The organism is Enterobacillus tribolii (assembly GCF_003363015.1).
Lineage (GTDB): Bacteria > Pseudomonadota > Gammaproteobacteria > Enterobacterales > Enterobacteriaceae > Enterobacillus > Enterobacillus tribolii.
The window spans coordinates 135,339-160,077 of record NZ_QRAP01000002.1 but is presented as its reverse complement, the minus strand read 5'-3'; the positions used below and the strand labels follow the sequence as shown (position 1 = coordinate 160,077).

Below are 24,739 nucleotides of genomic sequence, written 5' to 3'. Positions count from 1 at the left end.
AACTTGCATTATTTCTTGCTCCCCGGTTCGGGGGCTGCAAAAAATAAGAAGGGGAAACGTGATGTCCTGGCATTCGTTCAAAAATACCTATCTGATTAAATTCTGGGCCCCGCTGCCGGCGGTTATCGCAGCAGGCATTCTCTCTACCTATTATTTCGGCATTACCGGCACCTTCTGGGCGGTCACCGGCGAATTTACCCGCTGGGGCGGGCAGATTCTGCAACTACTCGGTTTCCATCCTGAACAATGGGGCTATTTTAAAGTGATTGGCCTCGAAGGCTCTCCCCTGGATCGTATCGACGGCATGATGATCATCGGTATGTTCGGCGGCTGTTTCGCTGCCGCCCTGTGGGCCAACAACGTCAAGCTGCGTCTGCCTCAGCACAAGATACGCATTTTGCAGGCCGTTGCAGGGGGCATCATCGCAGGTTTCGGCGCCCGGCTGGCGATGGGATGTAACCTGGCAGCGTTCTTTACCGGAATTCCGCAGTTCTCCCTGCACGCCTGGTTTTTTGCGCTGGCAACCGCTGCCGGCTCCTACTTCGGCGCGAAGTTCACCCTGCTGCCCCTGTTTCGCATTCCGGTTCGTCTGCAAAAAGTCTCCGCCGCTGCTCCGCTGACGCAAAACCCCCGGCAGGCGCGGCGCCGCTTCCGCTTGGGTATGATGATTTTCCTGGTCGTGGCGCTGTGGGGAGCGCTTACTACGCTCGGCGCGCCCAAGCTGGGTCTGGCGATGCTGTTCGGCATCGGGTTCGGCATCCTGATCGAGCGGGCGCAGATTTGCTTTACCTCCGCGTTCCGCGACCTGTGGATCACCGGCCGCACCCATATGGCGAAGGCGATCATTATCGGCATGGCGGTCAGCGCTATCGGTATTTTCAGCTACGTGCAGCTCGGCGTGTCACCGAAAATCATGTGGGCAGGCCCTAACGCCGTGCTTGGCGGCCTGTTATTCGGCTTTGGTATCGTACTTGCCGGAGGGTGTGAAACCGGCTGGATGTACCGCGCCGTGGAAGGACAGGTGCATTTCTGGTGGGTCGGGCTGGGCAACGTTATCGGTTCCACGCTGCTGGCCTATTACTGGGACGATCTCGCCCCGGCGCTGGCAACCTCTTATGACAAAATCAACCTGCTGCAAACCTTCGGCCCGCTGGGTGGTCTGGCGGTGACTTATCTTCTTCTGCTTGCCGCCTTCCTGTTGATGATCGCCTGGGAGAAACATTTCTTCCGCACCCGACAACCCGTTATCACCACGTTATCCGAGGAGAAAGCATGAGCCGTCCGGAGATTGTTCCCGATTATCGTCTCGATATGGTGGGGGAACCCTGCCCTTACCCCGCGGTTGCCACACTGGAGGCGATGCCCAACCTGAAGCCCGGCGAGATCCTGGAGGTGATCAGTGACTGTCCGCAGTCGATCAACAATATCCCTCTGGATGCTAAAAACCATGGTTATACGGTGTTGGATATTCAGCAAGACGGACCGACTATCCGCTACCTGATACAGCGTTAAAGGCTAACAGGCGGCTGAGTTTCCCGGGATATACTGGATGGTGATGGATTTTTCTTGTCATTTTCCGGAGCATCATATGCTGAATATTGACCGCAGTCGCCTTTCCCGGTTGGATCCGGGCCTGTTACGTAAACAACGCACTACTTTGCTGGTGCTTTCCCTGCTGTTGCTGCTTGGCGGGATCTTCTGCCTGATCAACCCACTGGCATCCGGCGCGGTGCTCAGCATCGTCGTCGGGATCCTGTTTTTGCTCAGCGGTATCACGCTGATCGCCAGCATGATCAGCAACCGCTCAGGAAACCTGTGGCCGATGATTGCCGGTATCCTGATGGGAATCGCTTATCTGGTGATGGGGTACGTCTTCGTTACAAATCCTGCCGCCGGGATCCTGACGCTGGCGTTCTTTCTGGGCGTCTTGTTCCTGCTGGGCGGCGTGATCCGGTTGATCACCGGCTTTAAACTACGCGGCGTCAGCGGAAGTTGGGTGCAAATCCTGATTGGCGTTCTCGATCTGATTATCGCCTATCTGTTACTCAGCGCCGGGCCATTAACTTCAATGACGATGCTCATCACATTCGTCGGCATTGAGTTGCTGTTCAGCTCCTTCAGCTGTTTTATGCTCGCCGGATTGTTCAAACCCAGAAATTGATTTCCTTTATGCATAAAAAAACCGGCTCCCTGGGGAGCCGGTTCGTCATTCAGTGCAGTAATCAGGCATCGTTGAAACGACGACGGGACTGATTCCCTTCATCATTATTACGCGGCGCACGATCGCGGTTGAAGTTACGATCGCCATGACCACGATGGGAAGAGCCGCCGTCACGTCCGCCAAAGTTACGGCGATCGCCGTCACGACGTTCAAAACGACGCTGCTCACCACCTTCACGGCGTTCGCGACGCTCACGCGGCGGTGCTTCACCCATCAGCTGCATATTCAGCGGCTTGTTCAGGATACGCGTACGCGTAAAGTGCGACAGCAAATCCTTCGGCATGCCTTTCGGCAGCTCAATGGTGGAGTGAGAAGCAAACAGCTTGATGTTACCGATGTAACGGCTGCTGATGTCACCTTCGTTGGCAATCGCGCCCACGATGTGACGCACTTCTACGCCATCATCACGACCGACTTCGATACGGTACAGATCCATTTCGCCGACGTCACGACGCTCACGACGCTGCGGACGGTCGCCATCGTTACGACGAGCGCCACGATCGCCGCGCTCAAAACGATCGTCACGATCGCGGAATTCACGACGCGGACGACGCTCGACCACCGGATCCGGCGGCAGAATCAGCGGACGCTCACCCTGTGCCATTTTCAGCAGAGCGGCTGCCAGCGTTTCCATATCCAGCTCGTCTTCCGGCTGCAACTTGCTCAGCAGCGCACGGTATTGATCCAGATCGCTGCTCTCCAACTGCTGCTGGACGCGTGATGCGAACTTAGCCAAGCGGCGCTGACCCAACAGCTCCGCATTTGGCAGTTCCACTTCCGGGATCGTCAGCTTCATGGTGCGTTCAATGTTGCGCAGCAAACGGCGTTCACGGTTCTCAACGAACAGCAGCGCGCGCCCGGCGCGGCCCGCACGACCGGTACGGCCGATACGGTGCACGTAGGACTCGGAGTCCATCGGGATATCGTAGTTCACAACCAGGCTGATGCGCTCAACGTCCAGGCCGCGGGCCGCAACGTCGGTGGCAATCAGGATATCCAGGCGGCCATCCTTCAGGCGCTCCAGCGTCTGCTCACGCAGCGCCTGGTTCATGTCGCCGTTCAGGGCTGCGCTGTTATAGCCGCTGCGCTCCAGCGCTTCGGCCACTTCCAGCGTGGCGTTTTTGGTACGTACGAAGATAATCGCAGCGTCAAAGTCTTCCGCTTCCAGGAAACGCACCAGCGCTTCATTTTTACGCATGCCAAACACCGTCCAGTAGCTCTGGCTGATGTCAGGACGCGTCGTTACGCTGGACTGAATGCGCACTTCCTGCGGTTCATTCATGAAACGGCGGGTAATGCGGCGAATCGCTTCCGGCATGGTGGCGGAGAACAGCGCCGTCTGATGCTCAGCCGGGATCTGCGCCATGATGGTTTCGACGTCTTCGATAAAGCCCATGCGCAGCATTTCGTCCGCTTCATCCAGCACCAGCCCGCTCAGGCTGTTCAGGTTCAGCGTTCCGCGCTTCAGGTGGTCCAGCAGACGACCCGGCGTACCCACGACGATCTGCGGCCCCTGGCGCAATGCGCGCAGCTGCACGTCATAACGCTGGCCGCCGTACAAGGCCACAACGTTCACGCCGTGCATGTGTTTGGAGAAATCAGTCATCGCTTCCGCCACCTGAACCGCCAGTTCGCGGGTCGGCGCCAAAACTAATACCTGGGGCGCCTTCAGCGCGGGATCGATGTTTTGCAGCAGCGGCAGGGAAAATGCCGCCGTTTTACCGCTGCCCGTCTGGGCCATACCCAGTACGTCGCGGCCGTTTAACAGATGCGGAATACACTCCGCCTGAATCGGCGAAGGTTTTTCATACCCCATATCCGTCAGTGCAGTCAGAATGGAGGAGGAAAGCCCCAGATCAGCAAAAGAAATTTCAAGCTCAGCCATGTACACGTGCCTCATTAGTGGCGGCCAGTCTACATAGCTCGTCTAAAAAACGATCAGTATTGTTCATAGAAAAAATGTGAACCGGCTCAAATTAGATTAAATTGACCAACAAAAAACCTCACTACGTACGTAGTGATACAATGACAACATTGCGGGTTTTATCTGTTCGTCAGCTATTGCTGGTCCGATTCTGATAGGTCGTCTTGTTCTTGCCCCAAAAGGGCCAATTCCAACAGTGCGTAGCGGTGCTCAACAAAATTATGAACGTTGTTGGCAACCGTCAGTTTGAACAACGCAGATGCGCTGTCCTTGTCCCCCAGACTCAGGTAGTGTTTACCCAAATAGAAGTCAGTTTCACTGAGATGCTCAGCGAGCGAAGTGTTATCCGTAGCATCTCCCTGTAAGCGTTCCATCAGCGTTTTCTCGCTGATCTTGCCCAGGTAGAATTCGACAATATTCCATCCCCATTGACTCCGGTTCGCTTTGTCGTAACGCTGTTCCAGCGACACAACGGCCTTCTGCGGATTGATTTCTCGTTCCACTAAGAAAAGCCATAACGAACGGAAAGGATCATTGGGGTCGTCTTGATAAAACGCCAGCAGATCATCCTGCGCCAACGCGTACCGCTCACCGTAATACTGGGCGATACCGCGATTTAACAGCGCGTAATTGTAAGTTGGATCAAGCTCTAGTACAGAATCAAACGCTTCATAGGCAGCATCAAAATTGCCTGCCTGCGTTAAATAAATACCTAAGTAATTGAAAACCTCAGGCATATCCGGACGAATGGCCAACGCTTGCGAAAAATCGTTACGCGCCAGCGCCCTCAGTCCGAGACTATCATACAGCACTCCGCGCTCATAGAGAAGCTGCGCGCGTTCATCGTCTGTTAATGCTCGGCTAGCCAGGATCTGTTCCATCCGCGCCAGCATAACTTCCTGTTGCAGCGTGGGCTGCAACGGAATCGCCAGCACTTCGTCTTTACGCCAGTCAAAGGTACTGCATCCCGCCAGCAAAATCGCTGTGGCAATGTAACACCAGCGCAAGATAGGCTTCATTTCCCACTCCCGAAGATTAACATCGGACCGATATCCTATCATCCATCACAACGGCAAATACATCCGGTATTTGCACAACAAACGACTCTCCGCAGCGCAGAGAGCCGTAATACAGACAGATTCGATACCTTCGTTTTTCATGCCGCCGCATTCACGACGGCATGGCGTCTGCCAGGCATTTTATTCAGCTGCGGGAGCTTCCGGCTGTGCAGGCTGCTCCTGTGCTTCTTTGATGCTCAGGCGAACACGGCCCTGACGGTCAACTTCAAGAACCTTCACCGGGACTTCCTGGCCCATTTGCAGGTAATCCGTCACTTTCTCAACGCGCTTGTCAGCGATCTGGGAAATATGAACCAGACCTTCTTTGCCGCCGCCAATGGCAACAAAGGCGCCGAAATCAACGATGCGGGTGACTTTACCCTGATAAATACGGCCAACTTCGATTTCTGCCGTGATCTCTTCGATACGGCGGATAGCCGCTTTCGCTTTCTCACCGTCGGTCGCGGCGATTTTCACCGTACCGTCATCTTCGATCTCGATGGTCGTACCGGTTTCTTCGGTCAGCGCACGGATTACGGAGCCGCCTTTACCGATAACGTCCTTGATTTTCTCAGGATTGATCTTAATCGTATGGATACGCGGTGCAAACTCAGAGATATCATTGCGCGGCGCGTTGATCGCCTGCTCCATCACGCCCAGGATGTGCAAACGCGCACCTTTGGCCTGATTCAGCGCCACCTGCATGATTTCACGGGTGATGCCTTCAATTTTGATATCCATCTGCAGCGCGGTAACGCCTTCGCGGCTACCGGCCACTTTGAAGTCCATGTCGCCCAGGTGATCTTCGTCACCCAGGATGTCAGACAGTACGACAAAGTTATCGCCTTCTTTCACCAGCCCCATCGCGATACCCGCTACGGCCGCTTTGATCGGCACGCCGGCGTCCATCAGCGCCAGAGAAGCGCCGCACACGGAAGCCATGGAGGAAGAACCGTTGGATTCAGTGATTTCAGAAACCACGCGCACGGTGTACGGGAAAGCGTCAGCCTTCGGCATAACAGCCAGCACGCCGCGCTTCGCCAGACGACCGTGACCGATTTCACGGCGCTTCGGCGAACCGATCATACCGGTTTCACCGACGGAGTACGGAGGGAAGTTGTAGTGCAGCAGGAAGCGATCGGTACGCTCGCCGGTCAGTTCGTCAATGTTCTGCGCATCACGCTCGGTACCCAGCGTGGCGGTAACCAGCGCCTGAGTTTCGCCGCGGGTGAACAGCGCGGAACCGTGGGTACGCGGCAGCACGCCGGTGCGCACGTCCAGACCACGGATCATGTCTTTTTCACGACCATCGATACGCGGTTCGCCACGCAGTACGCGGCCACGCACCACGTTTTTCTCCAGAGAGCCCAGGACGTCGCCGATTTCACCGGCATCCAGCGTCTCGTCTTCCGCCAGCAGAGCAGCAGTCACTTCGTCTTTGATCAGGTCAACCTGAGCGTAACGTTCCTGCTTCTCGGTAATATGGTAGGCGTCGCCCAGACGTGCTTCGGCCAGCGCCGCAACACGCGCGTGCAGCGCTTCGTTAACCGGCGGAGCCTGCCAATCCCAGCGCGGCTTGCCGGCTTCGGCCACCAGCGCTTTGATGTTCTGAATAACAACCTGCTGCTGATCGTGACCGAACACCACGGCGCCCAGCATCTGATCTTCGCTTAACAGGTCAGCTTCGGACTCAACCATCAGCACGGCGCCTTCAGTACCGGCAACCACCAGATCCAGACGGCTTTCTTTCAGCTCATCCATCGTCGGGTTCAGTACGTACTGATCGTTGATATAACCTACGCGGGCTGAACCGATCGGGCCGTTGAACGGAATACCGGACAGGCTCAGAGCGGCGGAGGCGCCGATCATCGCCGGGATATCCGGGCTGATCTGCGGGTTAACGGAAACTACGGTGGCGACAACCTGAACTTCGTTCAGGAAGCCATCCGGGAACAGCGGACGAATCGGGCGGTCAATCAGACGGGCGATCAGCGTTTCACCTTCGCTTGGGCGGCCTTCGCGACGGAAGAAACCGCCGGGAATACGACCCGCTGCGTAGGTACGTTCCTGATAGTTTACGGTCAGCGGGAAAAAGCCCTGACCTTCTTTTGCTTTCTTAGCGCCAACCACGGTAACGAATACTGCGGTGTCGTCCATGTTAACCATAACGGCAGCAGTCGCCTGGCGTGCCATCATGCCGGTTTCCAGCGTTACGGTATGTCGGCCGTACTGGAATTTGCGAACGATAGGATTCAGCAAAATATTTTCCTTATTGATTATTCATACGATTATTGCCGTAACTGGCGATAACGTACGGAAATTTACCTATCGACCCCGCCACTGCATTCTCGCGACTAATGAAAAAAATAGCAGGGTTATCTCTTTCATTAGCCGCGCGAACCTCTGCAATGCAAGATCGCTGACGATATTTCAACGGCTTACTACATTAACCTCATTTGCCGTTGCTTCCTAGAAGAAAGGGGCCAGATTTGGCCCCTTTACTTCTGAGAATCACTGGATTAGCGACGCAGACCCAAACGCTCGATCAGGCTTGAGTAACGGGCTACATCCTTGCGCTTCAGGTAGTCCAGCAGCTTACGACGCTGGGAAACCATGCGCAGCAGACCACGGCGGCTGTGGTGGTCTTTTTTGTGCTCAGCGAAGTGACCCTGCAGATGGTTAATCTGTGCAGTCAGCAGAGCAACCTGAACCTCGGTGGAACCGCTGTCGTTTGCGCCACGACCGAAGTCAGCAACGATTTTAGCTTTTGCTTCAACACTTAGAGACATTATAGAACTCCAAATTAAAAGATGAAAAGGCGGGCGCCGATCTCTAATTCAGCAACCCAATATACAAGCCGCGCTATTCTACTCTCCGTCCCCGGAGATCGCAAGGAAGCGGCTTTTAATCTCCCTGCAACTCAACGATTAAACGCTTGGGCGCAACCCGCCCGCGATCGTCAATCTCGCCGACGCCGATAAATTCGCGCGCATCGCCGACGGTAATACGTACCAGGCCATCAGCCGGCAAACCGGGCGCCTGAACCGGCTGCCCCTGACGGACGTAACCGGCCACGACGGCAGAAAGATTCACTTCCGGCAAATCCTGTACCGCGGTATCCATCGGGAGGAGCAAGGCGTCGAACTGCGCGGCAATTTCTTGCCCGCTTTCCTGCGCCTCGGCATGAGCTTGCTGCAGCCATTCCAGCGTCACCATCTTTTCGGCAGGATAACCGGCAACCTGAAGGCGGCGCAGATACATCACGTGCGCGCCACACCCCAGCAACTCGCCCAGGTCGTCAATGATGGTACGGATATAGGTGCCCTTGGAACAATGTATTTCCAGCTCCAGTTCATCCCCTTCCCAGCGGAGGAACAGCAGCTCATAAACCGTGATGTCACGGGCTTCACGCGGCACGTCGATACCCTGACGGGCATATTCATACAACGGCTTCCCCTGATATTTCAGGGCGGAATACATTGACGGCACCTGCTGGCTGTCGCCGCGAAAACGCTCAAGCGCAGCGTCTAACTGCGCCTGTGAGAAGGCGACCGGGCGTTCCTGAATCACTTCCCCATCGGCATCCGACGTATTGGTACGCTGGCCGAGGCGGGCAATGACCCGATAACGCTTGTCCGCTTCCAGAAGGAACTGGGAAAACTTCGTCGCCTCTCCCAGGCACACGGGCAACATCCCGGTAGCCAAAGGATCAAGGGCGCCGGTATGTCCGGCCTTATTGGCGTTGTAGAGGCGTTTTACCTTTTGCAGAACGTCATTGGATGACATTCCCTGGGGCTTATCCAGCAGCAAAACGCCATGCACGTCACGCCCACGGCGGCGGGGTCGTCCCATTACTCCTCCTCGTCCTTACCGGCTGCCTGGCGACGTTCGGCATCTTTTTTCACCACGTCGCTCACCAGGTTGGACATCCTCATCCCTTCTACCAGCGAGCTGTCGTAGGAGAACGTCAGCTCCGGCACCACGCGCAGACGCATGGCTTTACCCAACAGCATGCGGACAAACCCGGACGCATCATGCAGCGCTTTCAGGCCGTCTTTCACCGCATCAGGATCGTTGTCGTTTAAAAACGTAACAAATACTTTGGCATATGCCAGGTCACGGGATACTTCAACGCCGGAAACCGTCACCATGCCGATACGCGGATCTTTCACTTCACGCTGCAGAATGATGGCGATCTCTTTCTGCATTTCCTGCGCAACGCGCTGGGTACGGCTGAACTCTCTGGCCATAATAAAATCCTCAAGACAAGCCGGGGGGCCTCAGGCCCCCCGTAGTATTCTCCTGCAACGCTGCTGCATTGCCGGATTAATCGATAGTACGTTTGATTTCAATGGTTTCGAAGACTTCGATAACGTCGCCGGTGCGCACGTCATTGTAGTTCTTAACGCCGATACCACATTCCATCCCGTTACGGACTTCGTTAACGTCATCTTTGAAGCGGCGCAGGGACTCCAGCTCACCTTCATAGATAACCACGTTGTCACGCAGTACGCGGATCGGGTTGTGACGTTTAACCACGCCTTCAGTCACCATACAGCCGGCAATCGCACCGAACTTAGGTGATTTGAAGACATCACGCACTTCGGCCAGACCGATGATTTCCTGCTTATATTCCGGTGCCAGCATGCCGCTCATGGCCTGTTTAACTTCGTCAATCAGGTCATAGATTACGGAGTAGTAACGCAGATCCAGGTTTTCCGCCTCGATAACGCGACGCGCGGAAGCATCGGCACGGACGTTAAAGCCAAGTACGATGGCGTTAGATGCGGCAGCCAGGGTTGCGTCGGTTTCGGTAATCCCGCCCACGCCAGAACCGATGATTTTCACCTTCACTTCGTCGGTGGAAAGCTTCAGCAGGCTGTCGGTAATCGCTTCCACAGAGCCCTGAACGTCGGCTTTCATCACGATGTTCAGCTCGGAAACTTCGCCTTCGCCCAGGTTAGAGAACATATTCTCCAGCTTGGCTTTCTGCTGACGGGCCAGCTTAACTTCGCGGAATTTACCCTGACGATACAGCGCCACTTCACGGGCTTTCTTCTCGTCACGTACCACGGTTGCTTCATCACCCGCGGCAGGAACGCCGGACAGGCCCAGAATCTCAACCGGGATAGACGGGCCGGCCTCGGAGATCTCGCGGCCCAGCTCATCACGCATCGCACGCACACGGCCGTATTCAAAGCCGCACAGCACGATGTCACCCTTGTTCAGCGTACCTTCACGCACCAGAATCGTTGCAACCGGACCACGTCCTTTATCAAGGAAGGATTCGATTACGACGCCGCTGGCCATCCCCTGACGCACGGCTTTCAGCTCCAGAACTTCCGCCTGCAGCAGGATCGCGTCCAGCAGTTCATCGATGCCCGTACCCGCTTTGGCGGAAACGTGGACGAACTGAGACTCGCCGCCCCACTCTTCCGGCATGATGCCGTACTGGGAAAGCTCGTTTTTAACACGATCCGGATCGGCTTCCGGCTTGTCGATTTTGTTAACGGCAACAACAACCGGCACCTGCGCGGCTTTGGCGTGCTGGATAGCTTCGATGGTCTGCGGCATCACGCCGTCATCAGCAGCCACGACCAGTACGACGATATCCGTCGCCTGCGCACCACGCGCACGCATCGCGGTAAACGCGGCGTGGCCCGGGGTGTCCAGGAAGGTGATCATGCCGTTTTCGGTTTCTACATGGTAAGCACCGATGTGCTGGGTAATCCCGCCCGCTTCGCCAGAGGCGACTTTGGTGGAACGGATGTAGTCCAGCAGTGACGTTTTACCGTGGTCAACGTGGCCCATGATCGTAACGACCGGCGCACGCGGTTCTGCGGCAGCGCTGACGTCACGATCGCTCATTACCGCTTCTTCCAGCTCGTTCTCACGACGCAGGATAACTTTGTGGCCCATTTCCTCGGCGACCAACTGAGCGGTCTCCTGATCAATGACCTGGTTGATGGTCGCCATCGCGCCCATCTTCATCATGGCCTTGATAACCTGAGAGCCTTTCACCGCCATCTTGTTTGCCAGTTCGGCAACGGTGATGGTTTCACCGATCACGACATCGCGGTTAACGGCCTGAGCAGGCTTGTTGAAGCCTTGCTGCAGAGTGCTGGGTTTACGCTTACCTTTACCGCCGCGGGTCGCCGCACGGGCTTCTTCACGATCGGCCTTGGACTCAGAAAGCTTGTTGCCTTTCTTCGGCTTCACAGCCTTGCCGCCACGTCCACGGCTACGGCGCTCGCCTTCACCCTGACGATCGCTCTCATCCTCCGCCTCGCGGGCATGGTGGGATGTGGTGACGTGATAGTCAGATGAATCTTCTTCCGAAGCCGGCGCTGACCAGCGGTTTTCATTCTCTTCAGCCATACGACGCGCTTCTTCCACCGCACGCTTGGCATTTTCTTCCAGTTTGCGGCGTGCTTCTTCTTCAGATTTACGCTTCAGCTCGGCAGCTTCAGACTCACGGCGCGCTTTTTCGGCCGAAGTCACTTTAGTTTGTTCGTCAGTATGTTGATTGGTCACTTTGTCATTTTCCGCTGCTTCACGCGCCGCCTTCTCATCGGCTTCACGCTTGGCTTGCTCTTCAGCAGCTTGTTTGGCTTTCTCTTCGGCGGCACGTTGGGCTTGCGCCTCACGCTTTGCCTGCTCTTCAGCCATTTGCTGCGCTAGTTCTTCCGCTTCGCGCTGCGCCTGCGCTTCCGCCTCGGCCTGCTCAGCCGCCGGATCGCGTTTTACATAAGTGCGCTTTTTACGGACCTCGATCTGCACTGACTTACTCTTACCGCCAGTGCTGGGGATACTCAGTGTGCTGCGTGTCTTGCGTTGCAGCGTCAGCTTGCCCGGTGCGCCGCCGTGTTCACGGTTCAGGTGCGCCAGTAAAGCTTCTTTTTCCTGCTGGGTCACAGTGTCATTTACCGTCTTGTTGATCCCCGCGTCAGCAAATTGCTGTACCAGGCGGTCAACTGACGTTTCAATCTCTGCTGCCAGCGATTTTACGGTTACTTCTGTCATGCTGTTCCTTCCTGCTACAGTTCATTATTCACTATCACCAAACCAACAGATATTACGCGCAGCCATAATCAGCTCGCCGGCCTTCTCATCACTCAGACCTTCAATATCCGTCAGATCGTCAACGCCCTGCTCGGCAAGATCTTCCAGTGTACATACGCCCTGCGCTGCCAGGCTAAACGCCAGTTCGCGATCCATACCCGGCAGGTCAAGCAGATCCTGCGCCGGTTTACGATCGCCCAGGCTTTCTTCTTTCGCCAGAGCCAGCGTCGTCAGGGCATTTTTGGCGCGCTCACGCAACGCTTCCACCGTGTCTTCATCCAGACCATCGACCGACAGCAGTTCCTGCTCGGGAACATACGCCAGTTCTTCCAGGGAAGAGAAACCTTCTTCCACCAGAACAGTGGCGAAATCTTCGTCGATGTCCAGATACTTGGTGAATTTCTCAATGGCGGCATGCGCTTCAGCCTGATGTTTCTCTTGCAGGTCTTCCACCGTCATTACGTTCAGTTCCCAACCGCTCAGTTGAGAAGCCAGACGTACGTTCTGGCCGTTACGGCCGATCGCCTGCGCCAGATTGCCGGCATCTACCGCGATGTCCATCGTATGCTTATCTTCATCCACTACGATAGATGCTACATCGGCAGGCGCCATCGCATTGATCACGAATTGAGCAGGGTTGTCGTCCCACAGCACGATATCAATACGCTCGCCGCCCAGTTCACTGGAAACGGCCTGCACGCGCGCACCACGCATCCCCACGCACGCGCCGACCGGATCGATACGCTTGTCGTTGGTTTTTACCGCGATTTTCGCGCGGGAACCCGGATCGCGTGCCGCGGCTTTAATCTCAATCACTTCTTCGCCGATTTCCGGTACTTCAATGCGGAACAATTCTACCAGCATCTCAGGGCGGGAACGGCTGACGAACAGCTGAGCGCCGCGCGCTTCAGGACGTACGGCATACAGTACGCCGCGGATGCGGTCGCCCGGACGGAAGTTTTCACGCGGCAGCATGTCTTCACGACCCACCACGGCTTCTGCGTTGTTACCCAAGTCCAGACTAATCAGGTCGCGGTTAACTTTCTTCACCACGCCGGTGACGATCTCGCCTTCGTGCTCACGGAAAGCGTCAACCACCATTGCACGCTCGGCCTCGCGCACTTTCTGTACGATAACCTGTTTGGCGGTCTGCGTCGTGATACGGTCAAACGTCACTGATTCAATCTGATCTTCGACGTAATCGCCCAGTTGCAGGGCCGGGTCTTCAAACTGCGCAGCTTCCAGCGTGATTTCACGCGTCGGCTGAGTCACTTCTTCGACAATAACCCAACGGCGGAAAGTGTCGAAATCCCCGGTTTTACGATCGATGGCGACACGCACATCGATTTCCTGCTCATATTTTTTCTTCGTTGCCGTCGCCAGAGCTGTTTCCAGGGCTTCAAAAATTTTTTCGCGCGGAACCGCTTTCTCGTTGGAAACAGCCTCAACAACAGCCAGAATCTCTTTGTTCATCCTAGTTGCCTCATCAGACCTTAAAAGTGGGGTACCAGGTTCGCCTTCTGGATGTTGCTCAGTGCGAACACTTCATCTTTTCCATCCACGGTCACCGTGATCATCTCGCCGTCAACCGACTTGATGATGCCCTGCCACTTACGGCGATTCTGTACCGCCATATTCAACACCAGAGCCACCTCATCGCCCAGGAAGCGCTGATAGTGCTCACTGTTGAACAAGGGACGATCCAGACCGGGCGAAGAAACTTCCAGGTTATAGGCCACCGTAATCGGATCTTCAACGTCCATTACGGCGCTCACCTGATGGCTAACATCAGCACAATCATCAACGGTGATGCCATCTTCACTATCAATGTAGATACGCAGCGTTGAATGGCGACCACGGATGAACTCAATGCCAACCAACTCAAAGCCCAGGGCTTCGACCGGCGCCGAAATCATCTCTGTCAATTTTTGCTCTAATGTGGACAAGCCCACCCCCAAGACATAAAAAAAGGGCCTTATAGCCCAGTGATTCTGTTGTCAGATAACAAAAAACCCCGAAAATTCGGGGCTTTGTGCAACTGGACCCATGTACTGCCAAACGGTCTAGACCGTTCTCCAACAAGTATTTTTTTCAAATTACTCATCAGAGCCGAAAGCTTCAATGTATACAGTATATTTGAAAAAAATGACTTTAGGAAAGTGGTTGCGGGGGCCGGATTTGAACCGACGACCTTCGGGTTATGAGCCCGACGAGCTACCAGGCTGCTCCACCCCGCGTCCGAAACGTGGCGAATACTACTCTAATGATGCAGAAAAAACAAGTTACTCAGGAATGGTACCGAGGACGGGACTTGAACCCGTAAGCCCAATCGGGCACTACCACCTCAAGGTAGCGTGTCTACCAATTCCACCACCTCGGCATTCCTGAAAGCGGCTTACTGCACCACTTTCCTTAACTCTCTCGGCTTTACGCCGTTACTGCATTAACGCGGAATATCGCTGGAAGGCGTAGCGGGTGCCGCCGGTGCCGGCGTCGTCGTCTGTTCAACTTCCGTCTGCTGACCCAGATCGCTCCACTTACCGCCTTGCTTGCCCTGCTGGCTGCTCATGTTACCCAATACCATACTCAGGATAAAAAATACTGCGGCCAGTATTGCCGTAGTACGGGTCATGAAGTTGCCGGAACCGCTGGAACCAAACATGGTAGCCGATGCACCGGCTCCGAATGATGCCCCCATATCAGCACCTTTACCTTGCTGCAGCATAATCATGGCAATTAAGCCAATTGCCACCAGCAGGAAAATTACTAAAAGAGCTTCATACATAATCGTACCTGTTTCCTTGCGGTCCTTCCGCAGCCAAGAGCTTCAAATCATTTCGTAAACTCACCAATTGAGTCTACTGAAGCGGGTGTGAATACTACCCAATGCCGCCGGGCGGCGCAAGGGCAATTTAAAGACGCCGATGCATTTGCAGAAAAAATCGGCAGACGGCGTCTGCCGACTCACCCGCATTCGGCTCAGCCAGCGGCTTTAACGGCATCCGCAATGTAATGCGCCATTTCGCTCACCTGCGCCTCGTCTTCCCCTTCCACCATAACGCGGATCAGAGGCTCGGTGCCCGACTTACGCAGCAATACGCGCCCGCGTCCGGCCAGCTTGGCCTCCACGTCCGCCGTCGCGGCTTTCACCGACTCGGTTTGCAGCGGATCATGCTCGCCGGTAAAACGCACGTTGACCAGAATCTGCGGCAGCAACTTCATGCCGCTGCACAAATCATGCAATGACATATGGTTGCGCACCATGGCGGTCAGAACCTGCAGGCCGGCGACGATGCCGTCGCCGGTGGTGGTTTTGTCCAGCACGATCACGTGCCCGGAGTTCTCCGCCCCCAGCCGCCAGCCGGTTTCCTTCATTTTTTCCATGACATAACGGTCGCCCACTTTCGCACGAACGAACGGAATGCCCAGTTGTTTGAGCGCCAGCTCCAGCCCCATGTTGCTCATCAGCGTACCCACGGCGCCGCCGCTGAGCTGCCCCTGGCGCAGTAATTCACGCGCGATCAGGTACAGGATCTGGTCGCCGTCGACCAGGTTGCCCAGATGATCGACCATCACCACGCGGTCGCCGTCGCCGTCGAACGCCAGACCGACGTCAGCTTTTTCCGCCAGCACCCGCTCCTGCAACTGACGTGGATCCGTCGCGCCGCATTTTTCGTTGATGTTCATGCCGTCCGGATCGCAGCCAATCGCCACGACCGTCGCACCCAGCTCGCGCATCACGTTCGGCGCGATGTGGTAAGTTGCGCCGTTGGCGCAGTCCACGACGACTTTCAGGCCGTTCAGGCTCAGTTCATTGGGGAACGTGCCCTTGCAGAACTCAATATAACGACCGGCGGCATCAACGATACGGCTGGCCTTCCCCAGCTCGGCGGACTCTACGCAGGTCAGCGGTTTCTCCATTTCGGCTTCAATCGCTTCTTCCACCTCATCCGGCAGTTTGGTGCCGTCAATGGAGAAGAACTTGATCCCGTTGTCGTAATACGGGTTATGGGAGGCCGAAATGACGATCCCGGCTTCTGCACGGAACGTACGGGTAAGATAAGCAACCGCAGGCGTCGGCATCGGGCCGGTAAATGACGCCGACAGCCCGGCAGCGGCCAAACCGGCCTCCAAAGCGGACTCCAGCATATAACCGGAAATACGGGTGTCTTTACCAATGATGATTTTGCGGGAGCCGTGACGCGCCAGCACCTTGCCAGCCGCCCAGCCCAGTTTCAAAACAAAATCCGGTGTGATCGGGCTTTCACCCACTTTGCCGCGGATGCCGTCCGTGCCGAAATACTTGCGTTCACTCATAGTTTGGTTATCCCTTTGCTGAAAGCGTGGCCTCAACAATGCGCATCGCTTCCACCGTTTCTTTAACATCATGAACCCGGATAATCTGGGCTCCCTGCATTGCGGCTATCACGGCGCATGCCACACTTCCCACAATCCGCTGGCTCGGCGGAACATTGAGCAGTTGACCAATCATCGATTTACGCGACATCCCCACCAATAAAGGGAGCCCGAAGTGATGAAAACGGGCGAGATGGGCCAGAAGCTGGTAATTATGCTTTAAATCCTTTCCAAAACCAAAACCAGGATCAATTAACAGATTTTCCCGGACTATTCCTGCTCCGACGCAACGCGCGATTTGTTCGGCAAGGTAGGCATCAACCTCCTCCACCACGTTGCTGTAAACCGGCTTTTGCTGCATGGTACGCGGCTCGCCCTGCATGTGCATCAGGCAGACCGGCAATCCGCTTTGTACCGCCGCATCCAATGCGCCGGGTTCTTGCAAAGAGCGGATATCGTTGATCAAGTTGGCCCCGGCCTCCGCGCTGCCCCGTATCACCTCCGCTTTAGACGTATCCACAGAGATCCAAACCTCAAAACGGCGGGCGATGGCCTCTACGACGGGAACCACGCGATCCATCTCCTCTGCCGCACTCACTTCCGCCGCGCCCGGACGGGTGGACTCCCCGCCGATGTCGATCATTGTCGCTCCGGCGGCGATCATGGCCTCCGTATGGCGTAACGCGGCGTCCAGCGTGTTATGCGTTCCGCCGTCGGAAAACGAGTCGGGCGTCACATTAAGGATCCCCATAATCTGGGGGTAGTTGAGGTCCAGAACCAAATCACGGGATTTCAGTAACATCAGCCACCTGCTATTTTTACGTGTTATTACAGAACGATAATATAAAAAAACCCCAGGCAAGCCTGGGGTTCGCATACTCTATTTCCGATTACAGCTTTTCGGCTGTATTTCGATCGGCCTTAACGATTATTTATCGCCAAGCTGACCAGACATCGTGTTGTCGGAATCCGGCGTGCGCGGCTTAGGGTCGTCAATAACCGGCGTGTTCATCGCAGGAGAAGCCCCGCCGCCACTGCCGGAATTATTGCCGCTCTGCCCTTCTTCCCAACCTGCCGGGGGGCGAACTTCACGACGCGCCATCAAATCATCAACCTGCGGAGCATCAATGGTTTCATACTTCATCAGCGCATCTTTCATCGCATGCATGATATCCAGGTTATCCGACAGCAGCTTACGGGCGCGCTGATAGTTACGCTCGATAAGCGCTTTGACTTCCTGATCGATGATGCGTGCCGTTTCATCAGACATATGCTTGGTCTTGGATACGGAACGGCCGAGGAAAACTTCACCCTCTTCTTCCGCATACAGCAACGGCCCCAGCTTCTCGGAGAAGCCCCACTGCGTCACCATGTTACGGGCGATGGTCGTGGCCTGCTTGATGTCCTGAGAAGCGCCGGTCGATACGTTATCCTGGCCATAAATCAACTCTTCCGCCAGACGACCACCGTAAGCAACGGAGATCATGCTTTCCAGCTTCTGACGGCTGTAGCTGATGGCATCGCCTTCCGGCAGGAAGAACGTTACGCCCAGTGCGCGTCCGCGCGGAATAATCGTAACCTTGTGCACCGGATCGTGCTCCGGCACCAGACGGCCGATAATCGCATGTCCTGCTTCATGGTAAGCGGTAGACTCTTTCTGGGCCTCGGTCATCACCATGGAACGGCGTTCGGCGCCCATCATGATTTTGTCCTTCGCCTTTTCAAACTCAACCATCGACACCACGCGCTTGTTAAAGCGGGCGGCGAACAGAGCGGCTTCGTTCACCAGGTTCGCCAGATCGGCGCCGGAGAATCCCGGCGTACCACGGGCGATTACGGAAGCGTCAATGTCCGGCGACAGCGGCACGCGGCGCATGTGAACTTTCAGGATCTGCTCGCGGCCACGTACGTCCGGCAGGCCAACCACGACCTGACGGTCAAAACGACCGGGACGCAGCAACGCCGGGTCCAGAACGTCCGGACGGTTAGTCGCGGCGATGACGATGATGCCTTCATTGCCTTCAAAACCGTCCATCTCAACCAGCATCTGGTTCAGGGTTTGCTCACGTTCATCGTGACCGCCGCCCAGACCCGCGCCGCGCTGACGACCAACCGCATCGATTTCATCGATGAAGATGATGCAGGGCGCCGCTTTCTTTGCCTGTTCGAACATGTCACGCACACGCGACGCACCAACACCAACGAACATTTCAACGAAGTCGGAACCGGAAATGGTGAAGAACGGCACTTTCGCTTCGCCGGCAATCGCTTTAGCCAGCAACGTTTTACCGGTACCCGGCGGCCCCACCATCAGGATGCCTTTCGGGATCTTACCGCCCAATTTCTGGAAACGGCTCGGATCGCGCAGGTACTCAACCAGCTCGCCAACTTCCTCTTTCGCTTCATCACAGCCCGCGACGTCGGCAAACGTCGTTTTGATTTGGTCTTCCGTCAGCATGCGCGCCTTGCTTTTGCCGAACGACATGGCGCCTTTACCGCCGCCGCCCTGCATCTGGCGCATAAAGAAGATCCATACCCCGATCAACAGCAGCATCGGGAACCAGGAGATAAAGATAGAGGCCAGCAGGCTCGGTTCTTCCGGCGGCTCGCCAACCACTTTGACATTCTTCGTCAACAGAGAATCCAGCAATTTAGGATCGCTGACGGGGATATAGGTTGAGTAACGGTTGTTGTCTTTCTTGGTTACATTGATTTCCCGTCCGTTGATACGCACTTCACGGACCTGGTCCTGATTCACCTCAGACAGGAACGTAGAGTAATCCACCCTGCGGCTATTCGATTCGCTGGGCCCAAAGCTCTGGAAAACGGACATCAGCACAACCGCGATGACCAGCCAGAGAATTAGGTTTTTCGCCATGTCACTCAAGGGATTAACCTCATATTACAGCTATGTTAACAAACAGCGTTAGGGTACTACAGTTTGCGCCCCGTCGCTACAATGTATACTTCCCGCGAACGTGCGCGGGAAGCTTCGGGCTTACGAATCTTCACTTTCGTAAACAAAGAGCGGATTTCACGCAAATACTCATCAAACCCCTCTCCCTGGAACACTTTCACTACAAAACTACCGCCGGGAGCCAACACGTCCCGGCACATCTGTAAGGCCAGTTCGACCAGGTACATAGAACGGGGAATGTCCACCGCCGGCGTACCGCTCATGTTCGGAGCCATATCCGACATCACCACCTGGACCTTGCTATCCCCCACGCGCTCCAACAGTGCTTTCAGCACTAATTCATCACGAAAATCGCCCTGAAGGAAATCGACACCGACGATAGGATCCATCGGCAAAATATCACAAGCAATAACACGCCCGCCGCCGCCGATCTCGCCCACAACATACTGAGACCAACCGCCCGGCGCCGCGCCCAGGTCTACAACCGTCATCCCCGGCTTGAACAGCTTATCAGTCGCCTGTATCTCATCAAGTTTAAACCAGGCACGGGAGCGCAGCCCCTTTTTCTGTGCCTGCATCACAAACCTGTCACTGAAATGTTCCTGTAACCAGCGGCTTGAACTGGCAGAACGTTTTTTACCCATCTGAGTTAACTCTCTAAACCACAGCCCATGCACCCAGCTGCTTCAGAGTGCCCATGACGGCATAAGACCGATTTGGTAATACACTTGAGATGGCGGTAGAATGTACCGTTTTCAATCCCAACTGAAGCAAAAAAGACGATGAATCTGAATAATAAGCAAAAACAGCACCTGAAAGGCCTTGCTCATCCGCTGAAGCCCGTCGTGCAACTGGGTAACAACGGACTGACTGAAGGGGTCCTGGCCGAAATTGAGCAGGCGCTGACGCATCATGAGCTGATCAAGGTGAAGATCGCCGCCGAAGAACGCGAAACGAAGAACCTGATCGCTGACGCCATCGTCCGTGAAACGGGTGCTTTCTATGTACAATTAATCGGTAATGTTTTAGTCATCTACCGCCCCAGCGAGGAGCGGAAGATAAGTTTACCGCGTTAATCCCTTTTCGTATAAAGAAAAGATATATCACAAGTGAGCATGCTTTCTCACTATGATGGAAAGGCCGCATCGCGGCCTTTTTCTTATCTTTACAAATCTGGGCGAAACGTGCGCGATTTTACCTTGCCTGCCTGAAAATCAGAGATATTCTACTTTCAGGATTTCGAACTCTACTTCACCACCCGGCGTTTTAATCACCACGATTTCGCCTTCTTCTTTGCCGATCAGGCCACGGGCAATCGGCGAGTTCACCGAAATCAGGTTCTGTTTGAAGTCCGCTTCATCATCGCCCACGATGCGATACGTCTGCTTCTCTTCAGAGTCCAGGTTTTCCACGCTGACCGTGGCGCCAAAAATCACGCGGCCGCTGTTGGGCATCTTAGTGACGTCAATCACCTGCGCGTTGGAAAGCTTCGCTTCGATTTCCTGAATCCGGCCTTCGCAAAAGCCCTGCTGCTCACGGGCCGCATGGTATTCTGCGTTTTCTTTCAGATCGCCGTGCTCACGGGCTTCGGCAATAGCTTCAATAATTTGCGGGCGGCGGGTGCCTTTCAAAAATTCCAGTTCTTCACGTAACTGTTCTGCACCGCGCAGCGTCATCGGAATCTGCTTCATCTATAATTACCTCAATATCAGCCCGGCGAAATCACTCTGTGTCCATTACGCGTAAGCGGCGAAAATTACGCCAAAACCGCCTCTTCACCCGGGCTGCAAACAAAAGAAACCTGACCCGGACAAAAGGTCCAGGTCAGAATTGGTTTTGCATTTTGACGTGTATTCTATCGCAGAGTTCCCCATACCTAAAGTATTTCGCACGACGGCCCGTAACTCAGGCCCCACAAAGGCTGAGGGGATGAGGACATCGTTTACTTTCGACCTCAATGCACCGTAGTATGACAGGCACATTATTTAGCGGTTATTCCGGGATTATGCGATTTTTTAGAATTTTCAGTGGATTGACTTGCGCGTTTGCCCTGAGCGTACACGCCGCGCCGGTAGACGAGTATGTGCAATACTTGCCCGACGGCGCCAATCTGGCGCTTTTGGTGCAAAAAATCGGCGCGCCGGCACCGGCCATCGATTTTCACGGTCAGCAAATGGCGCTGCCCGCCAGCACCCAGAAAGTCATCACCGCTCTGGCGGCCCTGCTGCAACTTGGCCCGGATTATCGCTTCACCACCACGTTCGAAACCCGCGGCAGCATCAGCAGCGGCGTGCTGAAGGGAGATCTGATCGTACGTTTCAGCGGCGATCCAACGCTGAAACGCCAGCAAATCCGCAATATGGTCGCCCAACTCAAAAATCAGGGCGTCCGGGAAATACGCGGCGACGTGCTGATCGATACCTCGGTATTCGCCAGCCACGACAAGGCGCCGGGGTGGCCCTGGAACGACTTAACCCAGTGCTTCAGCGCACCGCCTGCGGCGGCGATCATTGACCGCAACTGTTTTTCCGTCTCCCTGTACAGCGCGACCAAGCCCGGAGACAACGCGTTTATCCGCGTGGCCTCCTACTACCCGGTACATATGTTCAGCGAAGTCAGAACGCTGGCGAAAGGCTCGCCCGACGCGCAATACTGTGAATTAGACGTGGTGCCCGGCGAGCTGAACCGCTATACCCTCACCGGTTGCCTGCCCCAGCGGGCCGAGCCGCTGCCGTTGGCTTTCGCCGTTCAGAACGGCGCCAGCTATTCAGGCGCTATCGTCAAAGACGAGCTGCTTCAGGCGGATATGAAAATCGACGGCCATTTACGCGGCCAAACCACGCCCAACACGCCCGGCACCGTACTGGCGCAGACCCAGTCCGCGCCTTTGCACGACCTGCTGCGCGTCATGCTGAAAAAGTCCGACAACATGATTGCCGACACCGTGTTCCGCACCATCGGACACGAACGTATGAACGTTCCCGGCACCTGGCGCGCCGGCGCGGATGCCGTGCGCCAGATTCTGCGCCAGAAAGCGGGAATCAACCTGGGCAATACCATCCTGGTGGACGGCTCCGGGCTATCACGTCATAACCTGATTGCGCCGGCCACCATGATGCAGGTGCTGCAATACATCGCCCAGCACGATCAGGAACTCAATTTTATCTCCATGCTGCCGCTATCCGGACACGACGGCACCCTGCAATACCGCGGGGGGTTGCATGAAGCTGGCGTGGACGGAAAAGTTTCCGCCAAGACCGGCGCTCTGCAAGGCGTTTACAACCTGGCCGGTTTTATCACCACCGCCAGCGGTCAACGCATGGCTTTCGTCCAGTTCCTTTCCGGCTACGCCGTACCGCCGCAGGATCAAAGAACCCGGCGCGCGCCGCTGGTGCGTTTTGAAAGCCGCCTCTACAAGGACATCTACCAAAATAACTGACGACGATGAAACTGCTGATTGTTGAAGATGATGAGCTGATCCAACGGGGCCTGGCCAAGGCCATGGAAAACGAAGGGTATGCCTGCGACTGTGCGGCCAGCGCCGCCGCCGCAAATGCTTTCATGCAGGCCGGGCGTTACAGCATGGTGATCCTCGATCTCGGCCTGCCCGATCAGGACGGCGCGTCCCTGCTGCGCCAATGGCGGCGGGCCGGCACCGATCTGCCGGTGTTGATTCTGACCGCACGCGATGCCGTGGAAGATCGGGTTGACGGGCTGGACGCCGGCGCGGACGATTATCTGATCAAACCCTTTGCCCTGGTTGAACTGCAGGCGCGGGTGCGCGCCCTGATTCGCCGTTTTCAGGGGCACAGCGATAACCTGCTGACGGTGGGCACAATCACGCTTAATCTCTCTTCGCAGCAGGTCATGTGTAACGGTAAGCCGGTGGAGGCCACGCCGAAGGAGTTTGCCATCCTTTCGCGCCTGATGATGCGCGCGGGCCAGACCATCAATCGTGAACTATTACAGCAGGATCTCTACTCCTGGAACGACGATCTTGGTTCCAACACGCTGGAAGTGCATATTCATAACCTGAGACGCAAGCTGGGCAAAGACAGCATCAAAACCGTCCGCGGCATCGGTTATCGCCTAGAGCTCCCCTCATGATCAGCATGCGCCGCAGCCTGTTGCTGATGCTAGCCCTGGTCCTGCTGCTGACGCAGTTGATCAGCGTGCTGTGGCTCTGGCATGAAAGCCGGGAGCAAATCAGCTTCCTGGTGAACGAAACGCTGACGGCCCACACCCGCAACGACCTCGTCGACAAAGAAATCCGTGAGGCCATCGCTTCCCTGCTGGTTCCGTCCTTGGTGATGATGTCGATAACCCTGATTATTTCCGCCCTGGCTATCAACTGGATCATTCGTCCGCTCAATCAGCTGCAGCAACGTCTGGAAAACCGCTCGGCAGATAACCTGATGCCGTTAAGTATTCCAAGCAACTTACAGGAAATCGTCGCTGTCACCGGTACGCTCAATCAGTTGTTTGCCCGGCTGAGTCATACCATCCAGCAAGAGAGGCTGTTCACCGCAGACGTCGCTCACGAACTGAGAACGCCGCTCGCGGGCATCCGTCTTCATCTGGAGCTGATGGAGCAAACGGGCGCCGCCGAGGCCAGCGAGCTGATTAAACGCGTAGATCAATTGATGCACACCATCGGGCAACTGATGATGCTCTCCCGCGCCGGGCAAAACTTTGCCAGCGGGCATTATCAGCAGTTAGATCTGGTCAAAGACGTTATTGCGCCGCTCAGAGAGGAACTGGACGAACTGCTGATGCTGCGGGGCCAGAAGCTCATCATCGCAACGCCGGACAGTGCCATCATCCACGGAGATGCGGTGCTGCTGCGCCTGTTGCTGCGTAACCTGGTGGAAAACGCCCACCGCTACAGCCCGGAAAACACCCATGTTGAAGTGAAACTGCGTTCGTCACCGCGCGGCGTTGAACTCACGGTGGTTGATGAGGGGAGCGGCATTGATGAATCGAAAGCCGGTGAGCTGACGCAGGCTTTCCGCCGGATGGATCAGCGCTACGGCGGCAGCGGACTGGGGTTGAATATCGTGATTCGCATTACGCAGTTGCATCAGGGAAAACTCATCCTGAAGAACCGCAGCGACCGCTCCGGCCTGATTGCTCAGTGCTGGCTGCCGCAAAATGCGCTGGCGTTATAAAGCAGAGAAAGAAGCCGGAGTTACCCTGAGGCA

At 55.7% G+C, this 24,739-nt stretch carries 23 protein-coding genes and 2 tRNA genes; 7 read left to right on the top strand and 18 right to left on the bottom strand.

The window, feature by feature from the left end; all coding sequences use genetic code 11:
* Positions 1-61 precede the first annotated feature (61 nt).
* From yedE to C8D90_RS05435, 3 genes are all read left to right on the top strand, one after another.
* A complete protein-coding gene (yedE, locus tag C8D90_RS05445) occupies positions 62-1,276 on the top strand; it encodes a selenium metabolism membrane protein YedE/FdhT (protein ID WP_115457415.1) in 1,215 nt (404 codons plus the stop codon).
* Positions 1,273-1,512 carry a sulfurtransferase-like selenium metabolism protein YedF gene (gene yedF / locus C8D90_RS05440; RefSeq protein WP_115457414.1) on the top strand — a complete coding sequence of 80 codons (240 nt, stop codon included), beginning with the start codon at positions 1,273-1,275 and terminating at the stop codon, positions 1,510-1,512. The genes yedE and yedF overlap by 4 nt, the downstream gene beginning before the upstream one ends.
* Before the next feature lie 76 nt (positions 1,513-1,588).
* Positions 1,589-2,161 carry an HdeD family acid-resistance protein gene (locus tag C8D90_RS05435; RefSeq protein WP_115457791.1) on the top strand — a complete coding sequence of 191 codons (573 nt, stop codon included), beginning with the start codon at positions 1,589-1,591 and terminating at the stop codon, positions 2,159-2,161.
* 61 nt (positions 2,162-2,222) lie between these two features.
* On the opposite strand, the gene C8D90_RS05430 is transcribed toward C8D90_RS05435, so the two are convergent.
* From C8D90_RS05430 to rlmE, 17 genes are all read right to left on the bottom strand, one after another.
* Positions 2,223-4,106 (bottom strand): DEAD/DEAH family ATP-dependent RNA helicase, encoded by a 1,884-nt coding sequence (locus C8D90_RS05430; RefSeq protein ID WP_115457413.1) that lies wholly within the window; start codon positions 4,104-4,106, stop codon positions 2,223-2,225.
* The gene (gene yrbN / locus C8D90_RS22470; protein ID WP_115457790.1) at positions 4,099-4,173 is read right to left on the bottom strand and encodes a protein YrbN; all 75 of its coding nucleotides are present in this window, start codon (positions 4,171-4,173) and stop codon (positions 4,099-4,101) included. Before yrbN ends, C8D90_RS05430 begins: the two co-directional genes overlap by 8 nt.
* Before the next feature lie 106 nt (positions 4,174-4,279).
* Positions 4,280-5,164 (bottom strand): lipoprotein NlpI, encoded by an 885-nt coding sequence (gene nlpI, locus C8D90_RS05420; protein WP_115457412.1) that lies wholly within the window; start codon positions 5,162-5,164, stop codon positions 4,280-4,282.
* Positions 5,165-5,344: 180 nt separating this feature from the next.
* Positions 5,345-7,462: a polyribonucleotide nucleotidyltransferase gene (gene pnp / locus C8D90_RS05415; RefSeq protein ID WP_115457411.1), complete on the bottom strand. Its 2,118-nt coding sequence runs from the start codon at positions 7,460-7,462 to the stop codon at positions 5,345-5,347.
* Between the two features lie 260 nt (positions 7,463-7,722).
* A complete protein-coding gene (rpsO, locus tag C8D90_RS05410) occupies positions 7,723-7,992 on the bottom strand; it encodes a 30S ribosomal protein S15 (protein ID WP_115457410.1) in 270 nt (89 codons plus the stop codon).
* Positions 7,993-8,107: 115 nt separating this feature from the next.
* Entirely contained in the window at positions 8,108-9,055 is a 948-nt protein-coding gene (gene truB, locus C8D90_RS05405; protein ID WP_115457409.1) for a tRNA pseudouridine(55) synthase TruB, read from the bottom strand.
* Positions 9,055-9,453: a 30S ribosome-binding factor RbfA gene (gene rbfA, locus C8D90_RS05400; RefSeq protein ID WP_115457408.1), complete on the bottom strand. Its 399-nt coding sequence runs from the start codon at positions 9,451-9,453 to the stop codon at positions 9,055-9,057. Before rbfA ends, truB begins: the two co-directional genes overlap by 1 nt.
* Before the next feature lie 76 nt (positions 9,454-9,529).
* Positions 9,530-12,226, bottom strand: coding sequence for a translation initiation factor IF-2 (infB, locus tag C8D90_RS05395; protein ID WP_115457407.1), 2,697 nt, complete (start codon positions 12,224-12,226; stop codon positions 9,530-9,532).
* 24 nt (positions 12,227-12,250) lie between these two features.
* Positions 12,251-13,738 (bottom strand): transcription termination factor NusA, encoded by a 1,488-nt coding sequence (gene nusA / locus C8D90_RS05390; RefSeq protein ID WP_115457406.1) that lies wholly within the window; start codon positions 13,736-13,738, stop codon positions 12,251-12,253.
* Between the two features lie 20 nt (positions 13,739-13,758).
* Positions 13,759-14,211: a ribosome maturation factor RimP gene (rimP, locus tag C8D90_RS05385; protein ID WP_147291325.1), complete on the bottom strand. Its 453-nt coding sequence runs from the start codon at positions 14,209-14,211 to the stop codon at positions 13,759-13,761.
* A gap of 214 nt (positions 14,212-14,425) precedes the next feature.
* Positions 14,426-14,502 (bottom strand) — tRNA-Met (locus C8D90_RS05380).
* A 56-nt stretch (positions 14,503-14,558) separates the two neighbouring features.
* Positions 14,559-14,645: transfer RNA gene (locus C8D90_RS05375), tRNA-Leu, on the bottom strand.
* Positions 14,646-14,708: 63 nt separating this feature from the next.
* Complete coding sequence (gene secG / locus C8D90_RS05370) at positions 14,709-15,050, bottom strand: preprotein translocase subunit SecG (protein ID WP_115457404.1); 342 nt, start codon at positions 15,048-15,050, stop codon at positions 14,709-14,711.
* Positions 15,051-15,244: 194 nt separating this feature from the next.
* The gene (gene glmM / locus C8D90_RS05365) at positions 15,245-16,582 is read right to left on the bottom strand and encodes a phosphoglucosamine mutase (RefSeq protein ID WP_115457403.1); all 1,338 of its coding nucleotides are present in this window, start codon (positions 16,580-16,582) and stop codon (positions 15,245-15,247) included.
* 7 nt (positions 16,583-16,589) lie between these two features.
* Complete coding sequence (folP, locus tag C8D90_RS05360; protein WP_115457402.1) at positions 16,590-17,423, bottom strand: dihydropteroate synthase; 834 nt, start codon at positions 17,421-17,423, stop codon at positions 16,590-16,592.
* Positions 17,424-17,549: 126 nt separating this feature from the next.
* Entirely contained in the window at positions 17,550-19,499 is a 1,950-nt protein-coding gene (gene ftsH / locus C8D90_RS05355; protein WP_115457401.1) for an ATP-dependent zinc metalloprotease FtsH, read from the bottom strand.
* Positions 19,500-19,555: 56 nt separating this feature from the next.
* Entirely contained in the window at positions 19,556-20,182 is a 627-nt protein-coding gene (gene rlmE / locus C8D90_RS05350; protein WP_115457400.1) for a 23S rRNA (uridine(2552)-2'-O)-methyltransferase RlmE, read from the bottom strand.
* Between the two features lie 138 nt (positions 20,183-20,320).
* Here rlmE and yhbY point away from each other — a divergent pair, with 138 nt between their 5' ends.
* Positions 20,321-20,614 carry a ribosome assembly RNA-binding protein YhbY gene (gene yhbY, locus C8D90_RS05345; RefSeq protein WP_115457399.1) on the top strand — a complete coding sequence of 98 codons (294 nt, stop codon included), beginning with the start codon at positions 20,321-20,323 and terminating at the stop codon, positions 20,612-20,614.
* Positions 20,615-20,752: 138 nt separating this feature from the next.
* On the opposite strand, the gene greA is transcribed toward yhbY, so the two are convergent.
* Entirely contained in the window at positions 20,753-21,229 is a 477-nt protein-coding gene (gene greA / locus C8D90_RS05340; protein ID WP_115457398.1) for a transcription elongation factor GreA, read from the bottom strand.
* A 314-nt stretch (positions 21,230-21,543) separates the two neighbouring features.
* On the opposite strand from greA, the gene dacB reads away from it, so the two are divergent.
* The 3 genes from dacB to pmrB are packed head-to-tail and all read left to right on the top strand — an operon-like array spanning position 21,544 to position 24,706.
* Positions 21,544-22,977: a serine-type D-Ala-D-Ala carboxypeptidase gene (gene dacB, locus C8D90_RS05335; protein WP_115457397.1), complete on the top strand. Its 1,434-nt coding sequence runs from the start codon at positions 21,544-21,546 to the stop codon at positions 22,975-22,977.
* A 5-nt stretch (positions 22,978-22,982) separates the two neighbouring features.
* On the top strand, positions 22,983-23,645 hold the full coding sequence (pmrA, locus tag C8D90_RS05330; RefSeq protein WP_115457396.1) for a two-component system response regulator PmrA: 663 nt from the start codon (positions 22,983-22,985) through the stop codon (positions 23,643-23,645).
* On the top strand, positions 23,642-24,706 hold the full coding sequence (gene pmrB / locus C8D90_RS05325; protein ID WP_115457395.1) for a two-component system sensor histidine kinase PmrB: 1,065 nt from the start codon (positions 23,642-23,644) through the stop codon (positions 24,704-24,706). The genes pmrA and pmrB overlap by 4 nt, the downstream gene beginning before the upstream one ends.
* The last annotated feature ends 33 nt before the right edge of the window (positions 24,707-24,739 follow it).